This is a genomic window from Zunongwangia profunda SM-A87, assembly GCF_000023465.1.
Classification (GTDB): domain Bacteria; phylum Bacteroidota; class Bacteroidia; order Flavobacteriales; family Flavobacteriaceae; genus Zunongwangia; species Zunongwangia profunda.
In genome coordinates this window covers 2,387,581-2,407,825 of the sequence record NC_014041.1, presented here as the reverse complement: position 1 = coordinate 2,407,825, position 20,245 = coordinate 2,387,581, and the positions used below count along the sequence as shown (strand labels likewise).

The following is a 20,245-nucleotide window of genomic DNA, read 5'->3' as shown; positions in this document are numbered from 1 at the left end:
AAAAAAGGCTTTTGGAATTAAAATACCAAAAGCCTTTTTTTTATAAAATTAGCAGACGAACAAATGCTTAAAAAAAGAAATTTCTATCTCTAATCTCTCCTTTTTTACCCAGAGTATTAAACTTATAACTAAAGCCCAGCATAAAATATTGCTGGAGTACCGTACTTTGAACATCTTCAACATAATTCAATTCTGATTGACGCTGAGTATTGGTGTTTTGATTCAATAAATCAAAAGCTTTTAAACTTATATTTCCTTTATTATCCAGTATGGAATAGGTAAGTGTACTGTTCCAGAGTACTGTAGATTGTTGAAAAGCCTGCCCTACGTTTGGATTATTAAAATACGTAAGATCGTTTTGCCACTCCAGATTTTCCGGCCAGTTGGTAATTGTTCGAAGACGAAATTCATGTCTGGTAAACCGGTAATCTTCGAAAGAATTAATATCAAATTCTACCGTATTGAACCTCATATTATATCCGGGACGCAGTTCCAAAAAGTCCCCCAACTTATAAGTCAAATTTAAAGTAGGACCTACTAACCTGGAATCACGATTGTACATTTGATCGTTATTGTAATTTACGCTTCGTTGTAAATTACTGTAAAGGCCTAAACCTACTTTTAAACTGGATAAAGTATCAAGCTCAATATCCTTACTATAACTAATATTTCCGTAAGCCCTGTAACTTCCGTCTACATTATCATAGGTAGTATAGCGCACAAAATTGTTATCTACCTCAGATCTTGAAACGACCTGATCATCAAATTTAGAAAAACTTATATACGCGTAAAGACCACTACGGGTTTGAAAATCATAATTATTGAAGTTTATATAAAAATTTGTTTCATTAGAAGGTTTAAGATCGGGATTTCCCTGAACGATATTTAATGGATCTGAAATATCAATGTATGGGGATAGTTGTCGTACTCCCGGTGCATCATTTCTTCTGGAAACATAGGAATATATACTCATTTTTTGATTGATCCTATAACTGAAATTGAAATCATATTCTAGAGCGTCAAAATCCTGTGAGAAATTGAAGTCCCTAAGGTTATCGCTACTGGTTAACTCTCTATGCACATACCCTACTCCAAGGCCTACATTTATCTTCTCTGTATTCCAATCCATTCCAAGCTCGGGACGGTAAAATTCATTTACATTTTCGAAATCTGTGCTTTGCTCGACATTAAAATCTTCAAAATCTCCAGAAGCGTTATTTAGATCATAAACATATTGCTTATCATCTCTGGAATCATTTCCATATCCCATTTGAGAATTCAGAAAAAACTTATCTTTTATAACAGGTAACCTATAGCGTAAGGTAGAATTTACGTTATTGTTTTCCTGTTTTCCATCGGTATATTGATTTCTATCAGTCAATTCCCCATCATCTCCAAAGGTTTCTGCGGAAGTTAGTATAAAAGACTCTGAGTCATTATTTTCTAAATTACCATTAACCCGCAATGAAAGTGAAGAGCCGTTGTTCCATTTTTTATTAACATTAAAATTCCCCCCAAAAGTCTTCCCATCTCTAAATGTTTGGTTATCACTTTCAGATTGGTTAATTAAGTCCCCATTTTCATTAAAAGACTGCGAGTTACTTTCATAACTATTTTCGGCCTTCGTATAGCTAAAAGAGGGCATAGCATCTATAAACCAGGTAGTATCCGGCTTGGTGGTAAACTTCATATTAGCCTGATGGCGATCTGTATTTCCTTCGGTTTTAGAGTAACTTTCGGTAAAATATCGACTATCAGGAAAGATATTTTCCCTTTCCCTCTGGGTTTCTTCATAATTATTGGACCCCGAATAAAAATAATCTGCTGAAATTTCTGAAGTCTTACCCCAGGAATCCGCGAAATTAAGTCCGCCGGTTCTAGAATTTATAATTCCGCTGCCAAATCCAAAACTACGCCCGTTAACGCTAAATGCTCCCGTGCTCGATACACTTATACTTCTGGCACCTCCAAACATTTTTTCGATCTCTCCAAAGCTAAAACCGGGAGAATTAATATTATTTCCCCCGCCAAGTGCACTTATTTGCAAATCGTTATCAAAATAATTTACCAGGCCAGCATATTCAAAACGATCATCTGTTCCGCCTCCACCAGATAACCGACCAAAAACACCCTTATTCTTATCTTCGTCTATAGTGATGTTTATGGTTTTATTTTCTCCGCTACTAGCTTCTCCGGTAAAGGCATCAGAATCTGATTTTGTATCGGAAACCTGAATTTTACTAATCATTTCCTTGGTTAGGTTTCGGGTAGCGATAGTAGGATCGTCACCGCCAAAAAACGACTTGCCGTTTACCAGTATTTTATTTACCGGCTTTCCGTTAACGGTAATATTTCCTTCAGCATCGACTTCTACCCCGGGAAGTTCTTTTAATAAATCTTCTACCGTTGCATCTTTTTTGGTGGCAAAAGATTCGGCATTAAATTCTAAGGTATCTTTTTTGATAGTAACCGGAGCTCGCCTGGCTTTCACCAAAACATCACCAAGGGATTCTATCTGAAATTCGAGTTCTATAGGATTAAGCTTTATGATCCTGTCATTTTTTAAACTTACTCTTTGCTCGTATGGAATGTATCCTACAAAAGAAACAAACACATTTACTTCTTCCAGCGAGGTTCTGCCTATTAGGCTATATTCTCCATCCTTATCGGTAATGGTATAGGTTACAAGAGTACTATCCCTAATCGATTCCGCAAAAACCGTGGCTGCTTCCAGAGGCGCCTTACTTTCTTTATCAATTAATTTTCCGGAAATTTCAAATTTCTGTGCAGATAATGAAATACTAAAGAATACTGTGGCCAGTACCAGTAATTTTTTGAACATAAAATGATGATTTATTGATTGACATCTACTAATAACTAAAAAACTCGTTGAATATTTAACACTTCATTACATTTTAAGATTTATTTAACTTTTAAAAGCGCATATTCCCGCATAACGGTTTTTCTAGCGGGGATGACTCTTGCCATTTTTATGAAAAGAATCGAATCTGTAGCTAAAACTCAGCATAAAGTATTGGGTAAGTGTGGTAGACTCTGATGACGTAATAGCATCTGCTCCAGAATACTGAAATACATTGGTGTTTTCGTTTAAAATATCGTAAGCTTTAAGCGTGATCAATCCAAAATCATTTTTAAGAAATTTATAAGATACCGAAGAATTCCAGAAGAAAATATGGGCATCAAAACGATCCTGATCTACCTGTGGATTGGTAGAATACCTAAAATCATTATTCCATTCAAAGTCTTTAAAGAATTTAACAAAACCACTTAAGTTCACAGAATTTCGGTAGATACGCTGATCTTTTATAGTTTCTAAATCGTATTTGGCGACTTGTAGATTCATACTGTAGCTTAATCTCAATCTTAAAGATTGGTTGGAAATATTAACTGACGGACCTAAATTATAATTTTGACTGGTAGCTTTGTATAAGGTTCCATCAGTAAATCTGTAATTCTTGTTGTGGCCTGCATTAAGGTAAAAGTTCACGCCAAGCTGACTAATAGAATCCAATTTAAAACTCTTATTCATTGATGCGTTTGCTGAAACTCTATACTCGTCCTTCATATTACTATAAGTTGTAAATCGCACCAAATCATTGCTAATCGTGGTTTGCGATTGCACAGGATCTACGGTATAATCACCGCTTAAGCTGCCATTAAAATAAAGCTGCTTATCCATATTATTGGTGTTGTAACTTAAGTTTAGATTGTGACGTTTTGTTAAGTCCAGATTTGGATTTCCTTCTACAATATACAGGGGATTCGAAATATTTCTATAAGGTGTTAAAGTATAAATTGAGGGAATTTGATTAGACAGGTTATAGTTTAGTCCTAAATTTGAAGTTTTACTCAAATAGTAATTCAGTCTCGCACTCCCCTCAAAAGCATTAAAGTTATTATCAAAACTAAAATCTCTAATTCTGTCTGTACTTTTCAGATCTGCTAAAGAATAACCGGCATCGATAGAAAAGTTAAAGCTTTCAGTCTGGTAACTAATATTTAAAGCGGGTTTATGGGTCGCTGTGTGATTATCGAAACTTGTACTCTGGTCTTCATTAAGCTTCTGGAACTGGTCGGATTCTTCATCATAATCATAAGCCAGATTCTCTGAGTCATCTAAATTGATAGCATAATTGTATGAAATTCCGTAGAAAAGCAGCTTTTCAATAATTGGAGATCTAAAGTTTACGAAAGCGCTGGAATTATTATTTTTAGCCCCTCCTCTTATTATCTGATTTCGATAGATATCTTCCTGATCTGAATCATAAAAAATATATTCTGATTCATTCCTTCTTTCAAAATCTGAATTATCGATATTAGTATTGATTCCCAGCATAATGAATGATTGCTTAAATCTTTTATTAATATTTAAATTAGTATTGGAATTACTACATTAGACCGGACACTAAGTTGAGAGAATATTTTTGCTAGTTATTACCTTAGCAATTATGAGAAGAAAATCTAAACATTACACCTTAGAATTTAAACAAAAAGCAGTCGAGTTAAGTTATGCTAAAGGCAATGTAAAACAAGTATGTGAAGACTTGGATATATTTCCATCTGTACTTTACCGTTGGCGTAGAGAGTTAAAAGATTACGGTAACAACAGTTTCCCTGGCCGTGGTAATCCTAAAATGACCGATGAAGAAAAAGAGATAGCCCGATTAAAAAAGGCATTAAAAGAAGCCGAGTTAGAACGAGACATCTTAAAAAAGGCCATCAGCATCTTCTCCGCGAGCGACAAGAAAAATACAGGTTTATAAAACAACACCTTATGAGATTTCCTGTCGAGACGATGTGTAAAATATTGAAAGTAAGCAAAAGTGGCTATTACCATTGGTTACAATCGGGACCAAGTAAATTATGGTTAGAAAATCAAAAGGTAACTGGGCTTATTAAATCTATATTTAAAGATAGCTTTCAAAGCTATGGTTCACCTAGAATAAAAACAGAACTAGAGACATTAGGCTATAAAATATCAAAGCCTAGAGTTGCACGTATTATGAGTGCTAATTATTTGTTTGCAAAACGAAAACGTAAGTTTAAAGCAACCACATATAGTCAACATAATTACCCCATAGCTCCTAATTTATTAAACCAAAACTTTGAAGTAAGCCGACAGGATCAAGTTTGGGTAAGCGATATAACCTATATCAAAACCAAACAGGGCTGGTTATACCTTACTGTCATTATTGATTTGTTTAACCGCAAAGTTGTTGGATGGGCTCTAAGCGATAATCTAAGTACAGAAGACACTATTATTAAGGCTTGGCATATGGCTATAAAGAAAACTACTTTAACCCAGTCTTTAATTTTTCATTCCGACCGAGGTATACAATATGCCAGCCATAAGTTTACCTCATTAATTAAAAGTTACAATGGCTTAGTAAACCAATCTATGAGCAGAAAAGGTAATTGCTGGGATAATGCCATTGCTGAATCGTTCTTTAAATCATTAAAGGTAGAATGGGTTTATAGGCACAATTATAAGTTGAGATCTGAAGCGGAGTTATCCATCTTTGGATGGATAGAAACTTGGTATAATAATAGAAGAAGACATTCCTTTTTAGGAAATAGAACTATAAGAGAATTTGAATTAGACATGTATAACCTTAAACTAGCAGCGTAGTCATTCAACTATTTGTCCAGTTTTTTGTTGCAAGTCCAACTTTGTCAAGAAACCTGCTTGAAGGATAACGTTCCAAATTGAATTTAATCTCGATTTGGGTCGGTCCCTCAATTTCTTCAATTCCTTCAGGAGCAAAAGCATCGAACCCCAAACGTCTTGGTTGGGAGATAAATGGCTTCCCTTCTTTCTTTTGGTTGACTTTCAAGAGGTTTAGAATAAAAGTTTCAAAAGTGTAGTAGCTTCGAGGACTTCCAACTTCAAGTTTTTTTAAAAGGTCATCTATCAGCATTGTTTTGTTTTAATTGGGCACAACGATAGCTATAAAAATAGTGTTTTTTTAGAACATTATTTTTATAGCCTGTTAGGGAACGTTTTTTTCCAACATTGGTTTTGGGAGTGCTTGGTAGGGAAAAAAATCTCCGGTTTTCAAATCCGTAAACAATTAAAGAACACTTTTTTCCAAGCTGTACCCGGGCTATATACGTATAAATTATAGCAATTTTTAAGGATTAGTAAGCTAATAAAAACTCACTCCGGATTACTCTCAAATCTCCCCTCCCCTAACGGCTACTATTAAAATGCTCGCTAAAAATAAACTACCACATAACTGGCAGTAAACAGGATCTTCATGTAAAGTCGTACCGACCACACGAAGACTTAGTTATTATCGAAATTTTTTAATTAAACATCTTTGAAAAGTCAATTAACTTAGATGTAATCGTTTGGTATTTATTGATTATTGGAGTGGATCTCTCAATTTCTTTTTCTTTTTTCTTTTTTAGTTTTTCAAGTTCAATTTTCAAATCATCTGTATCTTCCAAATAAGGACAATAACCATATAATTTTTCAGGAGAGTTGTATTCATAATTTATCACCAATAAATCGTCCATATTATCATATGCAGAAATCAATTTGCCACCATGGTTAATTTTTGTTATTTCTTGTTTAGTTGAGATGTGAGAAAGCTTTGTGTTTTTTAAAGCTTTATAAGTGTCTGACTGGTCCCATCTTCCATAAGTCCAATATCCAATATCAGATTTGACGAATCTGTCATTTGAGCGACAACGTAAAGTTGCCAATTTATTCCCAAGCTTATCTGTAATTTCAATATTAAAACTTATAGCTTCTATAGGTTCAGATATTTTGTTTGTCATCTTTATTTTAACTTCCACAATATCTCGATAATCGCGTTCCGTTTCCCTGATACTAATGATTTTCAAATCCACCATTGAGTTAAGTTCAGCCTTTATTTCTTTGGCTTTTTCCTCTCTTCCATCAATTTCTTTTTGTTTTTCATTACAGAAATCATCAATTTCCTTATGAATATCTTGAGCTTCAATATCAAATCTATTATTTATTGCATTTACTGTGTCAATTTCAGAAAACAGTTTATTAAATGATATTTCTTGAGCCTTTAAATAATTAAATAGGTTATCTATTTGTTCGTTAAATGTTTCTTCGGAAACAATCATTTTTTCCAAAGAATAATCTGAGTCGTCCATTTTTTCTTCAAGTTCAGCGATGTAAGCCTCTCTTCCTTGGTTGAAAGTTACTAAACTTTCCAAAATCTCTAATTTTAGTGTATCCAATTCTGGATTTTTTTCCTTTATCTGTTGGACATTAGACTCAATTGTTGATGATTCAATTTTGTTGTCAAGTACTGATGTACAAGAAGTAATTAGAACAGCTAATGTCAATAGGGGAGCATAAATTTTCCTCATTGTTTTTGAATATATATTGTGTATTTATTGTTGTAGGTCTTTCTTTAAATTGGCGATAAAATACAGATAACACAGCAAATTGTGTTAGCCCAATTTTAATTAAAGTAATAATCTACAGTATTCTTAATTGTCTTAAAAATATTTATACTGCCACACGCATTAATTCTAGTAGATTTTTAGGGATTAGTTTGCTCGTAAACACTCAACCTGGATTACTCTCAACACTCCCCTAGCCTAACGGCTACTATTAAAATGCTCCACAAAAATTAAAAACCACATAACCGGCAGTAAAAAGGATCTTCATGTTAGGTCGTACCGACCACACGAAGACTTAGTTATTAATTTTTAATTTTTCCTTCTTTTTCTTGTATGTGGTCTAACATAAACTCTTTTTCCTGATTTTGTTGTTCGATAATGTCCTTTGACTTTAATAGGTTTTGAATAATCAAGTGGCTTTTTCTTTGAGCTGGAATTATATGAACTTGAATAAGATGACTTTTTATATTTTTTTCGTGCATATTCATATTCCAAAAGCTTTAATGAAGACGAGTAATCAACTTTTAAGTCAGATTCATCGACTACTCCAGTTATTCCATTGTATTCAACTTTATAAAGTCCAATTTCTCTGTCAATTATTTTTATTGTGTCGCCTTCTTGAATTGTGTCCAGTACTTTTCCATACTTTTTGTCTTTGAGTTTTAATACTGAAAAGCTATAATTTTTTTCGGCAGTTAGGTAATAGCCATTTGTCAGAATTTCCGTTTGTATTTCCGATTTTAGTTCATCAATATTTTCATACAGCTTTGCTATTTCCGCTTTTAAGCTATCGACTTTCTGATTTTCTTGAGAAAATCCAAAAAAGGATAATAGCATTAATAAGATTGTTATTTCTTTTTTCATAATGGTCAGCTTAAATTACCTACAACGTACGGATAACACAACAAGTTGTGTTATATTTATTTTATAAATCTACCTAAAAACCCTCCACCCTCATTACGGTTTTCCGTAAAAACTATCAAAGTTGTATATTTAGATCTGGATTTCTTCACTTTTTTAAAGTATACTACTCTTGCTCATATTTTTTAAAAATTATTAGCAATTTTGACTCAAACTTGGATTCATACAATTGTAGTACTATCCATTTAATTTCAATTTTGGTGTTTCTGAATTTGGTTCTTCTATTGGTTTTTCAAATTTCATAATGATAGGCATTGGAAAATCTACACCAGTTACAACTGCTTCTCCTTCTCCGAGAATTGGCAAGAAATCCAATGTATTCTTATTAGCAGTACTACAAGCATTACTAATAGCTTCTTTATCATTAAAATTTATTAATCTATGGACTATAAAAGTTCCCATTTGACTTAAAGTACCCTTAGGAATATCTCTTGGCATTTGAGTGGCAATGCATAAAAACAAGCCATATTTTCTACATTCTTTCGCTATAGAATCAAATGCATCTAATGGTTTGGATTCAAAGTATTCATCTTTGATAGATTTATTCAAAAATTGATGTGCTTCGTCTATTAAAACAACAACTGGTGAATTTTCAAATTCTCTATTTCTTGCTTTATTTAATAAATATTTTCCAACGGCATTAACTAATGTTTCTCTTACCTGAAAATCATACTTAACGTCTTTTAAGTTTAATCTTAAAAGTTTACAATCTTTATTACCATCAGATATAAATTCATCAATTAAATCAGTTATATCATTATCCTTTTTATCCTCTTGAAATCCAAACACTTGATTAAGTTCTGGTGTATTACCTAAGTTTGTAACTCTTGAAATTAAGCTTACACAATATGAAACATCGTTCGTTGAAACTGGCCCCCAAACATTTCCATTGTCAAAAACGCATTCTTCTGTTATTTGTTTAGCAAGCTTTGTGAAATCAAAATCTGCAAGGCCATTTTCTATTTCAGAAATATTACGATAGTAAAAAACTTCATAAGGCTTTTTAGGAGAATTAACTTTTTTTATAATGCCTTCATCGATCACGATCTCATCATTATAATGCTTTAGTTTTTTTCCTTTATTTAATGCTGAGATTTTCAATGACCTAATTGCCTCCATTAGCTTAGGTGTCTGAGTTCTAGGTGAAGGTTTTAGCATAAAGAATAAATCGTCGATTGTTAGCTGAGAATAATGAAAAACACTTTCTCCCTCTCCAATATTTACATTCTTAATACTACAATATTTTCCATTATATTCTCCTGTTGCATCTATTAAAATTGCTTTATTATCAGTTTCAATTAAAGCCTCAATAAGTTTACTTACAGTAAAACTTTTTCCTCCTCCTGTTGTTCCTACAACAGCGCAATGTCTACCAAAAATTGATTGCAAATTAACTTTTACATCAATACTTGGACTTGAAACTAAATGACCCAAATTGATTGTTTGAGTATTCTTCTCTCCATTTTTAAGACCAAATCTCGACATATATTCTTGAACTAAATCCCCCGAACTCACAAAAACTTTAGCTCCAATATTTGGATAAGTTGTTAATCCCTTTTTTACTGTTAATGGTTCGTATAAATCAAAGGATAAAAGTATTTCTATTTTACCTGAAGGGTGAAAATCACTAGTTTGAAATGCTTTTTCACTTAATGAAAGTCTTTCTGATTCCGGAAGTAATAATTCAGTTATTCTTCCTAAAAATCCATATTTACTTCCTTCTATTACAACAAAACTACCAACTAAACCACCATTAAATTCTTTTCCATAATGAGTAAACCCATTTAATAAAACAGATGAAGGAAAATGAACTTTTACATATTGAGGAAGAACTTGATTTACGTAACCAAGAAAGTACTCGTGTCTAAATGGATTAATTTTTTTACTATCCATTATTTAAATTTATCGCTTGTTGATTAAAATTCTCATAGGTTTTTATTTCTGGATAGTGTTTAGCAAATTCAGTAAAAGATTCCGAGGTTAATAGAATCCTTTCAGATTCTTTAGCTACTTTTTTAATCTCATTCAATGATGGAGAAATATTATCAGATTCAAAACCTGGGTCAATTGAAGCAAGTCTAAATCCTGGGTTTTGATTTAACGCTTCTTCAATAGCTGCATTGATATGTTTATCATTAAAACTATAACCTATGCATATTAATAAAGTGTCATTATTCTTTCTTAAATTTTTTTGGAATCTAGCCATCATTTCAAAAAATGGCTGACCATAAGAATCCTCATATTTCGCTTCTCGTGGATAAACCATTAATGGTTTGCTTGCATTATTATTTATTATAACCTTTTGATCCGAATCAACACGTTCCCAGTTTAATGAACCGTGCAATTTATGAAGGTGAAAAACCCGTTGAATAAAGTTATCCTCTTCCTTTAATTTACTTCCTTCTCTTTGAACAATATCATAGTCGAAATATCTGCCACTAAATGTTCTTGGAAATGTAAAAGAGAACCCGTCAACAACTATAGCATTGACTTCTGTAGCAGCATATTCGAATAATAAGTCATAGTTAAGTGTGAATATTTTAATTCTTGGATTAGTTTGTTTGCGCTGTAATAATTTTTCTAAAAATGTTTTATGGGGAAAATTATCTGAAGGTGCAGGAATAGTGCATTTATCTTGTATTAACTTAAAAATTTCACCTTTAATGACAGTTAGTTGTTTCTTAACACCTCCAATTTCTATTTCTACGTCCTTAACGAATTTACTATAGCCTTCAATATGGGAAAGCAATGATTCTAGGTTTTTTTCTTCTGAATCAAACTTTACAGCTTCTCTTATAATTTTAAAACCGTCAATTTCTGGTTTATTTTCCTTTTTATCGATTTTATATTTCTTTTCCGTTTCTTTCCAAAGTTGCCACATTGAAAGTCCGCCTACATCCATAGAAGAACCAGCTCCCGACAAAACAAGTAAATTTTTAAATGGCTTTTTGAAAAATTCTTTATAAATATTTCTTTTCTCGCTGTTGGCATCTGCTAAAGTTGGCTTAACTGGATTACCTTCATCATCTTTTTTATTGAAAGGCTTTAAGTCATCAATGGATTTTAATTCTCCTTTTTCGTAAACTGGATTTTTTACTTTAAGCTGATTTGTTTTTCCATTCAAGAGAATGTATTTCCATATTTCTTCTTCCATTTTTGACTATTTGTTTGTAGTTTAGAATATTAACAAAAGTACCTTGGTACCTTCCTTGTCAGGGAGAAACCAGATTCATTATTTGAAAAATCATCCTTTCTCGTATAAAATACAAGAGAAGTATAATATCTTAAATATTGAACCACAAAAAAACCATCTAAACCATTTACGGTTTCCCATAAAATAAGCAATTAATTACTCTCTAAATAAGTCGTCATCGAAGAATTCTGTAAGAGTTATTCCCACTAGTTTACAGAAATCCTCTATTGAATAAATAGTTATTCCCCTACCCTTTTTTTCTCCTGTTTTTACATTTAGCTTTATATGACTTTCCCACCGATTAATTGTTTGTTTTTCTACATTATATTTTCTTACAAAATCCATTTTTTTGGGACCAGTTTTCTGCTCGCGAAGATTTTTCATTCTAGTCGCTATCTTATTTGCAAGGATTATATTTTCTTGTGAAAGTTCTGCCATACCACAATTTCCAAAAAGGTCACAAAAAATAAGTAAGCCATTTGGACTACTTTATAAAATTTTATTATATTTGGTTCGTATTGTTATATTTGCGATTACTTCTTAATATAAAATATTAGAAGCATTCGCTTTGAATCTCGTCCTCAAAAACTGGTAATTTTTACACGCGAGATGATAAGTGCAAATGCTCACGTCTATGGAGACGTGGGTTCACTTATTTGCGTGTATGGTATACCAGTACCTTGAGGGCAATAAGTTGAGTCTTCACGTCTCTTTTTTGTTAGACTCTATCCTTAAATTCTTAGCAAGCTTCCTATTTAAAACTAGAATCGCAATTTTTCACAGTTATAATACCGTGAAAAGTTTTAATAAAAAATTGTTAGGATATGCCATTCGGCTAGTCCGGGAAACCACAGCCAACCCTACGTTTTGCTGTGGTGAGGGGTGGGAATTTCCCCCTAACCCCAAAAGGGGGAATTCTATTGGGTAGTAATAAAATGCCGTATAGAAACTTTTAAAATTAAATGCCAATGAAGGAACGTTAGAAATTTGAAAATAGATGATAGACCACTACGCTGTTAGAAGCGAGAAAAGCTAACGGCTAAAAATCCGGCACTTCGATACGATTTCTACGAAATCACTCAGTGACCTACAATGATAACGGCGGCTGAGTGATTTTTCAAGAGAAAAATGAATCGAAGCCATAGTGGTAAATTAAAAAAAGAATACTGAAAAGCACCAAGCTGGATGAGATTCCGGGTCGGGGCCCGGAATGACGAACAAGTTACAGCATCAAAATACCGGGCACTTCGATAAGATTTCTACGAAATCACTCAGTGACCTCAACGCAACTAGAAAATGTAAACTATTAATATAACCCTTAAAACCAATAGCTATAAGAAGAAACAAAACCACACATTTGAGTTAGCCTAAGGCTAAAAAGTCAAAAACCTTCCCCGCGCGATTGGAGTCCGTTGGGGAAGGCTATGGCTTGCTAAACTATTAAGTAACCACAAACCACAGCAAAATTATGAAAAATAATTATTCGTGCTGCCATTGGGCAGTGCCCCTATACCTATTGTTCTATTTTTTGGGACAATTCCAGGTACAAGCCCGTACCACAACAACAAATCACAAGGTCTTTCAACAACTTATCAGTGGTACGGTAAGCGATCAACAAGGCCTCCCCTTGCCCGGAGTGAATATTCTTATTAAAAGCAGCCGCCAGGGAGCAATGACCAACCTGGATGGGAGCTATAGTATTACCGCCGCAATTGGCGATACGCTCTCCTACTCTTTTATGGGTTATACCACCAAAATACTGGTGGTCACTAATGATTTTAAGGGTGATATCCAATTACAACAAAACGCTGATGCACTATCTGAAGTAGTGATCAATGCCGGGTATTACAACACGACCGAACGGGAACGCACCGGGAATATTGCGAGAGTCACGGCCGAGGAAATCGAACTACAACCAGTGGTAAGCCCCCTACAGGCCTTGCAAGGTAGAATGGCGGGGGTAGAAGTTACCTCTGGCGGTAGCCATCCTGGGATGGCCTCCACGATCAAGATTCGCGGTACCAATAGCCTTCGGGAAGAAGGAAATTATCCACTATACATTATTGATGGCGTACCGATTAACTCCACGCCTATCGAGAGTAATAGTTTAATGGCTGCCGCCGGTATCGATCCTTTAAACAGTCTTGATGTTTCCAATATTAAAAGTATAGAGATCTTAAAAGATGCCGATGCTACGGCTATCTACGGCTCACGCGGAGCAAACGGAGTAGTTTTAATCACCACAAAAAAGGGAACTGCTGCTACTTCAGGAGTAACTGCCCGTTACTATACGGGAGTAGCTACAGTTTCAGAGCGTTTAGATCTTCTAAACACTCGGCAATACTTGGCCGTTAGAAATAGGGCTTTTGAAAATGATGGTGTAGAAAAGACAGCCCGTAATGCTTACGATCTACTATTATGGGATCAGAAACGTTATACCGACTGGCAGGATTTTATTTACGGAGGCACTTCCCGCACCACCAACGCTAAACTAGATTATTCTGGGGGCAGCGAACAAACGTCTTTTAGGCTGAGCGGAGGTTATTTTTCACAGGGTACCGTATATCCCGGGGATTATAACTATCACAAAATCACAGGAAGCTTTCGTCTTAATCACCATTCTAAAAACAAAAAGTTCAATTTGAATTTATCTACCAATTACGGGGTCGATGTGAATACGCTTACCGGCGGGGTTTCCTACAACTTATCCAATGTATTTCTCCCGCCTAACGCCCCCGCTATCTTTCAGGACAATGGCCAGTTGAACTGGCAGGATTGGGGCGATGCCGGGTTGGATAATCCATTAGCGGGCTTTTTTAATACCAGTGAAACCAATACCAATACCCTTATTACTAACCTTGGACTATCCTACCAGTTATTTGAAGGGCTTGAACTAAAAACCAGTTTGGGATATACCCACCTTAATTCACGGGAAATCCTTAAACGCCCCTTACGTTCTTATAATCCAGCCGATGCCCTTAACCATCGCTCTTCCCATATCAATTCTTACCGAGATTCCTGGATTATAGAACCACAGCTACATTATAGCTTAAAGGTTGAAAAATTAGCAGTTAACGCCATTCTTGGCGGAACCTTTCAGGAAAATACCAGCTCGCTAGAACGCTTTCAGGGAACTGGTTATGCTTCTGAAGCTCTTATCGGAAATTTAGGAGCTGCCGAAAGTATCGTGAATGCAAGCGGCGAAAATACCACCTATCGTTATGCGGCTATATTTTCTAGGATAGGCTTGAATTGGGATCGCAAGTATTATTTAAATTTTACCGGTAGACGGGATGGCTCTTCACGCTTTGGGCCAAATAACCGCTTTACCAATTTTGGCGCTATTGGTGCCGCCTGGATTTTTAGCGATGAAAAGTTAATTGAAAATGCCCTCCCTTTTCTAAGTTTCGGAAAATTAAGAGCCAGTTATGGAACAACGGGAAATGACCAAATTGGCGATTATGGGTATCTGGATGCTTATGAAGCTACCATTGCTGCCGGTGGATTATATCCCACCGGACTAGCTAACCCTAACTACTCTTGGGAGATTAACAAAAAACTGGAAGGCGGGATGGAGCTAGGTTTTTTAAAAGACCGCCTGCGGTTAGGAATAAGTTACTACCGTAACCGCTCTTCTAATCAGTTGGTGGGCTATCCTCTACCTTATCTAACAGGTTTTACCTCGGTTCAGGCCAATTTACCGGCTACCGTAGAAAACCGAGGTTGGGAAATAGAATGGACCAGCCAAAATTTTAATGGTAGGGATTTCCGTTGGCAGACGTCATTTAATATCAGCCTTCCCAAGAATGAACTGCTTAGCTATCCGGACATCGAGCAATCTCCCTACGCCAATACATATCGGGTAGGCCATCCCCTCAATATTTCCCTATTGTATAACTATACCGGTATAGACCCGGAAACCGGATTCTATACCGTGGAAGATAGCAATGGGGACGGTTCTTATGATTATCAAGACCGAAATAGCATTCAAGATAACAACCGGTCGTTTTACGGGGGATTAAGTAATCAACTCACATATAAAGGTTTTTCCCTGCAATTTTTATGGGAATTTGTAAAGCAGGAAGGACGCATCACTTCTTTTAGTGCAGGGGCTATTAGAAATGCTAACCGGATGATATTATCACGTCTGGAAGGTAATGATAGCCCCTATCAACAAATCTCCCAAACCGTTGCGGCGAGTACTGCTTATAATCGCGTTTTAAATACCAGCTTTCCTATTAGGGATGCTTCGTACTTCCGTTTAAAGACCTTATCGCTTGCCTTTAAATTCCCTAAAAACTTGGTGACAAAACTAGGCCTCAAACAAATGCAACTTTTTCTACACGGCCAGAACCTCATCACCATCACCGATTATGATGGATTAGACCCAGAACGCCCGGGCTTGGGACTTGGTAATTTAAGAACCATCACCGGCGGAATAGAAATTAACCTTTAAAAAATAGCATTATGAAAAGATATCATATAAAATCCGTCGTATCCCTAGTAATGATCACGGCAATCTGTTACTCCTGCGAAGATTTTGTAGCAGTAGATGCTCCCAATAATAAAATGGTTCGCGAGGTTGTCTTTGAAAAGGATGAGACAGCGCAAAGCGCTATGACGGGAATCTATAACCAATTATTCCTATCGGCCTTCGCCAATGGTCAGCGAAACAGTGTGACCATACTGGGAGGATTATCGGGTGGGCTCCTCCACAATATTTACGACTCCAACATCGAGCGTTTGCAATTTGAACAGCACGACCTCCAACCCGACAACAGTGGCAATTTAAATATATGGTCTAGTGCCTATAATATAATCTATATGGCTAATTCGCTCTTAGAAGGTTTAGAAAATTCCAATGGACTAACACCGGAATTAAGTCACCGACTTCAGGGCGAAGCTAGTTTTATTCGGGCATTTACGTATTTCTATCTGGTGAACTTGTACGAAGAGGTACCTTTACTGCTTAGCACCGACTATAATAAAAACCAAGTCGCTGAAAGAACGCCAATGGCGGATATCTATGAGCAAATTATTGAAGATTTGACCCTGGCAGAAGAATTCCTTGAAACAGGTTACACCGAAGGAGAACGTACACAGGTAAACAGTTTCGTTGCCAGTGCTTTATTGGCAAGGGTGTATTTATATTTGGAAGATTGGCAAAATGCTGCACATTATAGCAGTAAATTGATTGAAGCCCCCATTTACAGCCTACTGGAAGATCTTGACCAGGTATTTTTGGTGAATAGTAATGAAGCCATCTGGCAAATTTCCCCTAGTGGAGGAGGCAGTTTTACCTCGCATACCAATGAAGGAAACTTACTGATCATCGATCCTGTATTTTCATTTTTAGCGGGACTGGAATTACAGGAAACATTTCCCAACTTATTCGCCGAAGAAGATCAACGAAAAACACATTGGATAGGTTATAATACTGATTTAGAAGCCTTCTATTCCTACAAATATAAAATTAGGAGTAGCAGCGAATTCCCTATTGAAGAGTATTCAATGGTAATGCGCTTAGCCGAGCAGTATTTAATACGATCTGAAGCCCAAGCACACTTAGGCAATCTTTCGAATGCCCTCGAGGATCTAGATCAAATTCGGGAGCGAGCGGGACTTCCCCTACTCTCCCAAACCACTCCTAATCTGGATCAAGCTGCAATACTACAATCTATTGCTGAAGAACGCCAACGCGAGCTATTTACCGAGTGGGGACATCGATGGTTAGATGTAAAACGCACCGGTACGACCAATGAGGTATTTGCAGAGGATCCCTTTTGGAAGCCTACTGCTATTTGGTACCCTATCCCTTCTGAAGAACGAATGAGAAATCCCAATTTGAGTCAAAATGAAGGGTATTAAATTGATAGGTACAATGCTAAAAACCAACCTGATCATTATAGGTTTACTAGTGGGATTCAGTAGTTTTTCTCAAAGTGAAGACGTAGGTTTATCAACACTATTATCCTTAGATCCATCAGTTCGTTATGGCGAGTTGAAAAATGGGTTTACCTATTATTTAAAGGAAAATCATACCCCGGAAAATACGATCAGTTTTAACCTGGTGGTCAAAGCCGGGGCTTCCAATGAAACTACAGATCAACTGGAATATGCCCATTTGTTAGAACATCTGGTCGCCAAACAAACGCGGAATTTCCCAGATGTAAAAGGCTATTTTAGAAAAATAGGAGGTTTTAGTAAAGCGCAAACGCGATCTAATGCGACACTTTATCAGGCTACAGTTCCCGCAAATTCTAAAAACAACATTGAGAAAGTTACTCAAATCCTATTTGAATGGGCGCAGGGAAATACGTGGTCTCCGGAATCTATCGTAGTAGAACGGGCGGCGGTTCAAGGAGAAATGCGTACCACCGATCCATACCGGCTTTGGCTTAGAAGAATAAGAGCTAAAAAATTAGCGCAGCCTATGGGTATACGGGTTTATAATGAAGAGGATCATTTGAAGAGCTTACGGCACTATAACCATAACGCATTAATGAATTACTACGAAAAATGGTATCAACCGGAGCAGCAAGCGGTGATCATTGTGGGGGCCATTGATTTGGATAGCCTAGAAAAACGAATACAACAATTATTCTCTAAACTTAAAAAGCCGGTCGCAACCACAAAACCGGTCTTTAAAAAAACCGATTTTGTAAAACCAAAAACCATCGATAGCAGTTATTATGATGTGGTTATGGATAGCATCGATCATACGTTAAGATTGGAAATCATTCGAAAACGCCCAAATTTTAAAATTAGGGCGAACTCCCCTAGCGATTATAAAAACAAGATTTTAGAAAGGCTTTATAAAAAAATCCTGAGTTTCAAAAAACAACTATTAAAACGGGATTATCATCCGCCCTTCGAATCTTTTGACCCTGACTATTATTTATCGGGTGAAATGAGTCTGTATATCCACTCATCCTATATGAGTATTCCAATAGATACCAACTCCTTAAAAAAGAGTATTCAACAAGGGATTGTAGCTTGGAAACAATTACATCAAAGTATTCAGCCAGAAGATCTGACAAAAGCCAAACAACAGGTTTTGGAAGCATTCAGTGGAGCTCAACCATTAACTTCAGGGGTAATCAGCCAACGTTTACAGGATCATTTTATTAATGGCAAGGCAGCCCCAGACCAAAAAACCGAAGGTGAGTTAGTGGCTAACATCCTTAATGAAATTGAATTGAATGATCTCTTTCATTTTATAAAGGAATATACCAACCTCACAAAGAATACCCATTTTATCTTGTACAAAGGGAAAGATGCAAGGATTCCTTATTTGGATTGTTTAGAACAATGGATTCAGGAAGTAAAGATAGATCCTACAGAAACCTTCACCTTAACCCAAACGCCCATTCCCAGTTTAAAACAGGAAATCAGTATACCAACCACTAAAGCTTTAGATACGTTGGTAATGGAAGAGAATGACCTTGAAATTTCCACGGTAAAACTTCCCCATAATGTTACCCTTATTTTTAAACCAAGTGCTCCCAAAACAGCCCAGTTTAAAAACAGGATTTCTATCAATGCTTTTCGTCCCATCCCGGTACCCATACAAAACAAAACGGATTATATCATTGGCCAGCTTGCCCCAGAGGTGATTCAATATTTAGGAGCGGGATCTTACAATAAGTTTGTTCTTGATCTATTTAAACAGGAACATCATTTACAGCTTAATTTAACTTCAGATGAAAAGTTTCAGAAAATAACTGGACAATCCAATAAGAATGATTTCACGAAGCTTATAGACCTGCTATACCTTTATTTGAACAATCCTCGGAAAGATAAAGCGGCTTTTGCTGCCTGGAAAAATACACTGATAGATAAAATGGATGGTAAAGGCATAAGAGGATCATCCGCTTTTGTAATGAAAAAAGTTGAAGCTATTTGGTATCCTCAATTACCGGTGATTCAACGAGAAGATCTTGCTCGTCTAACGATGGAACAGCTGTTTCTAGGACTGGAAAAAAGCTTTTCTACCATCGATGGATTCACCTTTATCCTCACCGGAGATTTTGATACCGCTGCAATAGCCTGTTCATTAAGCAGGAAACTTACCGTTTTTCCTACGAGTAATGAAACCATCCCTAACAATGAATTTAACTTTCCGATTAAAAAGATCAATAGCCATCTTACCTATAAAAATATAAATCAGGTTTATGGCCGACTCTTTTTTCCGGTAAAGGCCGAAAAAGACCTCAAAACACATATACAACTAGAATTACTGGCATTGGCACTTAATGAACGTATATTTAAACGGCTAAGGGAAGGCTGTTATGCTCCTGCTGCTCGTGGAAAATGGATGGATTTTAAAAACAATATTTATGCTTTTGAAATTGAATTTGATAGTGCTCTCGGGAATCAAGAACATTTGGTACAATTAGCCCTTGAAGAATTTCAAGATCTTAAAAAGAATGGAGTAACACAGGAATGGCTAGACACGGCTATAAAGCATCAATTAACCTCTTATGAAAGTGGGTTTACTCATTTTGGTTATTTCAATTTCTGGACCACCTATTTAGAGCGTAAAGTAATTCATCAGGAAAATATGGCTCAGGAAGCACTGGAATATGGAACGCTTCTCGAATATTTTATCACTTTAGAGGAGTTGAATGCCGCCGCACAAAAATATATGTCAATTTCTCATTATCAGCAATTTTTAGGATTCCCTGAAAACTATTAGATCAACTGTATCGCTGGATTTATATA

At 35.8% G+C, this 20,245-nt stretch carries 12 protein-coding genes; 4 read left to right on the top strand and 8 right to left on the bottom strand.

Annotated features, from left to right (window positions below; all coding sequences use genetic code 11):
- Positions 1 to 67: 67 nt before the first annotated feature.
- Positions 68 to 2,842 carry an outer membrane beta-barrel protein gene (locus ZPR_RS10690; protein ID WP_013071675.1) on the bottom strand — a complete coding sequence of 925 codons (2,775 nt, stop codon included), beginning with the start codon at positions 2,840 to 2,842 and terminating at the stop codon, positions 68 to 70.
- A gap of 123 nt (positions 2,843 to 2,965) precedes the next feature.
- Complete coding sequence (locus ZPR_RS10685) at positions 2,966 to 4,387, bottom strand: outer membrane beta-barrel protein (protein ID WP_262507692.1); 1,422 nt, start codon at positions 4,385 to 4,387, stop codon at positions 2,966 to 2,968.
- Between the two features lie 58 nt (positions 4,388 to 4,445).
- Between ZPR_RS10685 and ZPR_RS10675 the strand changes: the two genes are divergently transcribed.
- Positions 4,446 to 5,650, top strand: a protein-coding gene (locus ZPR_RS10675; protein ID WP_086026153.1) for an IS3 family transposase whose coding sequence is annotated in 2 segments (ribosomal slippage) — positions 4,446 to 4,725 and positions 4,725 to 5,650 — 1,206 coding nt in all. Because the reading frame shifts where the segments join, the coding sequence is not laid out codon by codon here.
- A 4-nt stretch (positions 5,651 to 5,654) separates the two neighbouring features.
- Here ZPR_RS10675 and ZPR_RS10670 read toward each other — a convergent pair.
- The 6 genes from ZPR_RS10670 to ZPR_RS10645 all read right to left on the bottom strand — a co-directional run bounded on the left by ZPR_RS10670 (position 5,655) and on the right by ZPR_RS10645 (position 11,959).
- Complete coding sequence (locus ZPR_RS10670; RefSeq protein WP_013071673.1) at positions 5,655 to 5,939, bottom strand: hypothetical protein; 285 nt, start codon at positions 5,937 to 5,939, stop codon at positions 5,655 to 5,657.
- 388 nt (positions 5,940 to 6,327) lie between these two features.
- Positions 6,328 to 7,371 (bottom strand): coiled-coil domain-containing protein, encoded by a 1,044-nt coding sequence (locus ZPR_RS10665; RefSeq protein WP_041578852.1) that lies wholly within the window; start codon positions 7,369 to 7,371, stop codon positions 6,328 to 6,330.
- A gap of 345 nt (positions 7,372 to 7,716) precedes the next feature.
- Positions 7,717 to 8,271, bottom strand: coding sequence for a hypothetical protein (locus ZPR_RS10660; RefSeq protein WP_013071671.1), 555 nt, complete (start codon positions 8,269 to 8,271; stop codon positions 7,717 to 7,719).
- 234 nt (positions 8,272 to 8,505) lie between these two features.
- Complete coding sequence (locus ZPR_RS10655) at positions 8,506 to 10,221, bottom strand: ATP-binding protein (protein ID WP_013071670.1); 1,716 nt, start codon at positions 10,219 to 10,221, stop codon at positions 8,506 to 8,508.
- A complete protein-coding gene (locus tag ZPR_RS10650; protein WP_013071669.1) occupies positions 10,214 to 11,482 on the bottom strand; it encodes an SIR2 family protein in 1,269 nt (422 codons plus the stop codon). The genes ZPR_RS10655 and ZPR_RS10650 overlap by 8 nt, the downstream gene beginning before the upstream one ends.
- 195 nt (positions 11,483 to 11,677) lie before the next feature.
- Complete coding sequence (locus ZPR_RS10645) at positions 11,678 to 11,959, bottom strand: hypothetical protein (protein WP_013071668.1); 282 nt, start codon at positions 11,957 to 11,959, stop codon at positions 11,678 to 11,680.
- A 1,030-nt stretch (positions 11,960 to 12,989) separates the two neighbouring features.
- On the opposite strand from ZPR_RS10645, the gene ZPR_RS10635 reads away from it, so the two are divergent.
- From ZPR_RS10635 to ZPR_RS10625, 3 genes are read left to right on the top strand one after another with little or no spacing between them, the layout of a single operon-like run.
- Positions 12,990 to 15,977, top strand: a complete 2,988-nt coding sequence (locus ZPR_RS10635; RefSeq protein ID WP_041578850.1) for a SusC/RagA family TonB-linked outer membrane protein — start codon at positions 12,990 to 12,992, stop codon at positions 15,975 to 15,977.
- 11 nt (positions 15,978 to 15,988) lie between these two features.
- Complete coding sequence (locus ZPR_RS10630; protein WP_041578849.1) at positions 15,989 to 17,389, top strand: RagB/SusD family nutrient uptake outer membrane protein; 1,401 nt, start codon at positions 15,989 to 15,991, stop codon at positions 17,387 to 17,389.
- Positions 17,376 to 20,219 (top strand): M16 family metallopeptidase, encoded by a 2,844-nt coding sequence (locus ZPR_RS10625; protein WP_041578848.1) that lies wholly within the window; start codon positions 17,376 to 17,378, stop codon positions 20,217 to 20,219. Before ZPR_RS10630 ends, ZPR_RS10625 begins: the two co-directional genes overlap by 14 nt.
- Positions 20,220 to 20,245 lie beyond the last annotated feature (26 nt).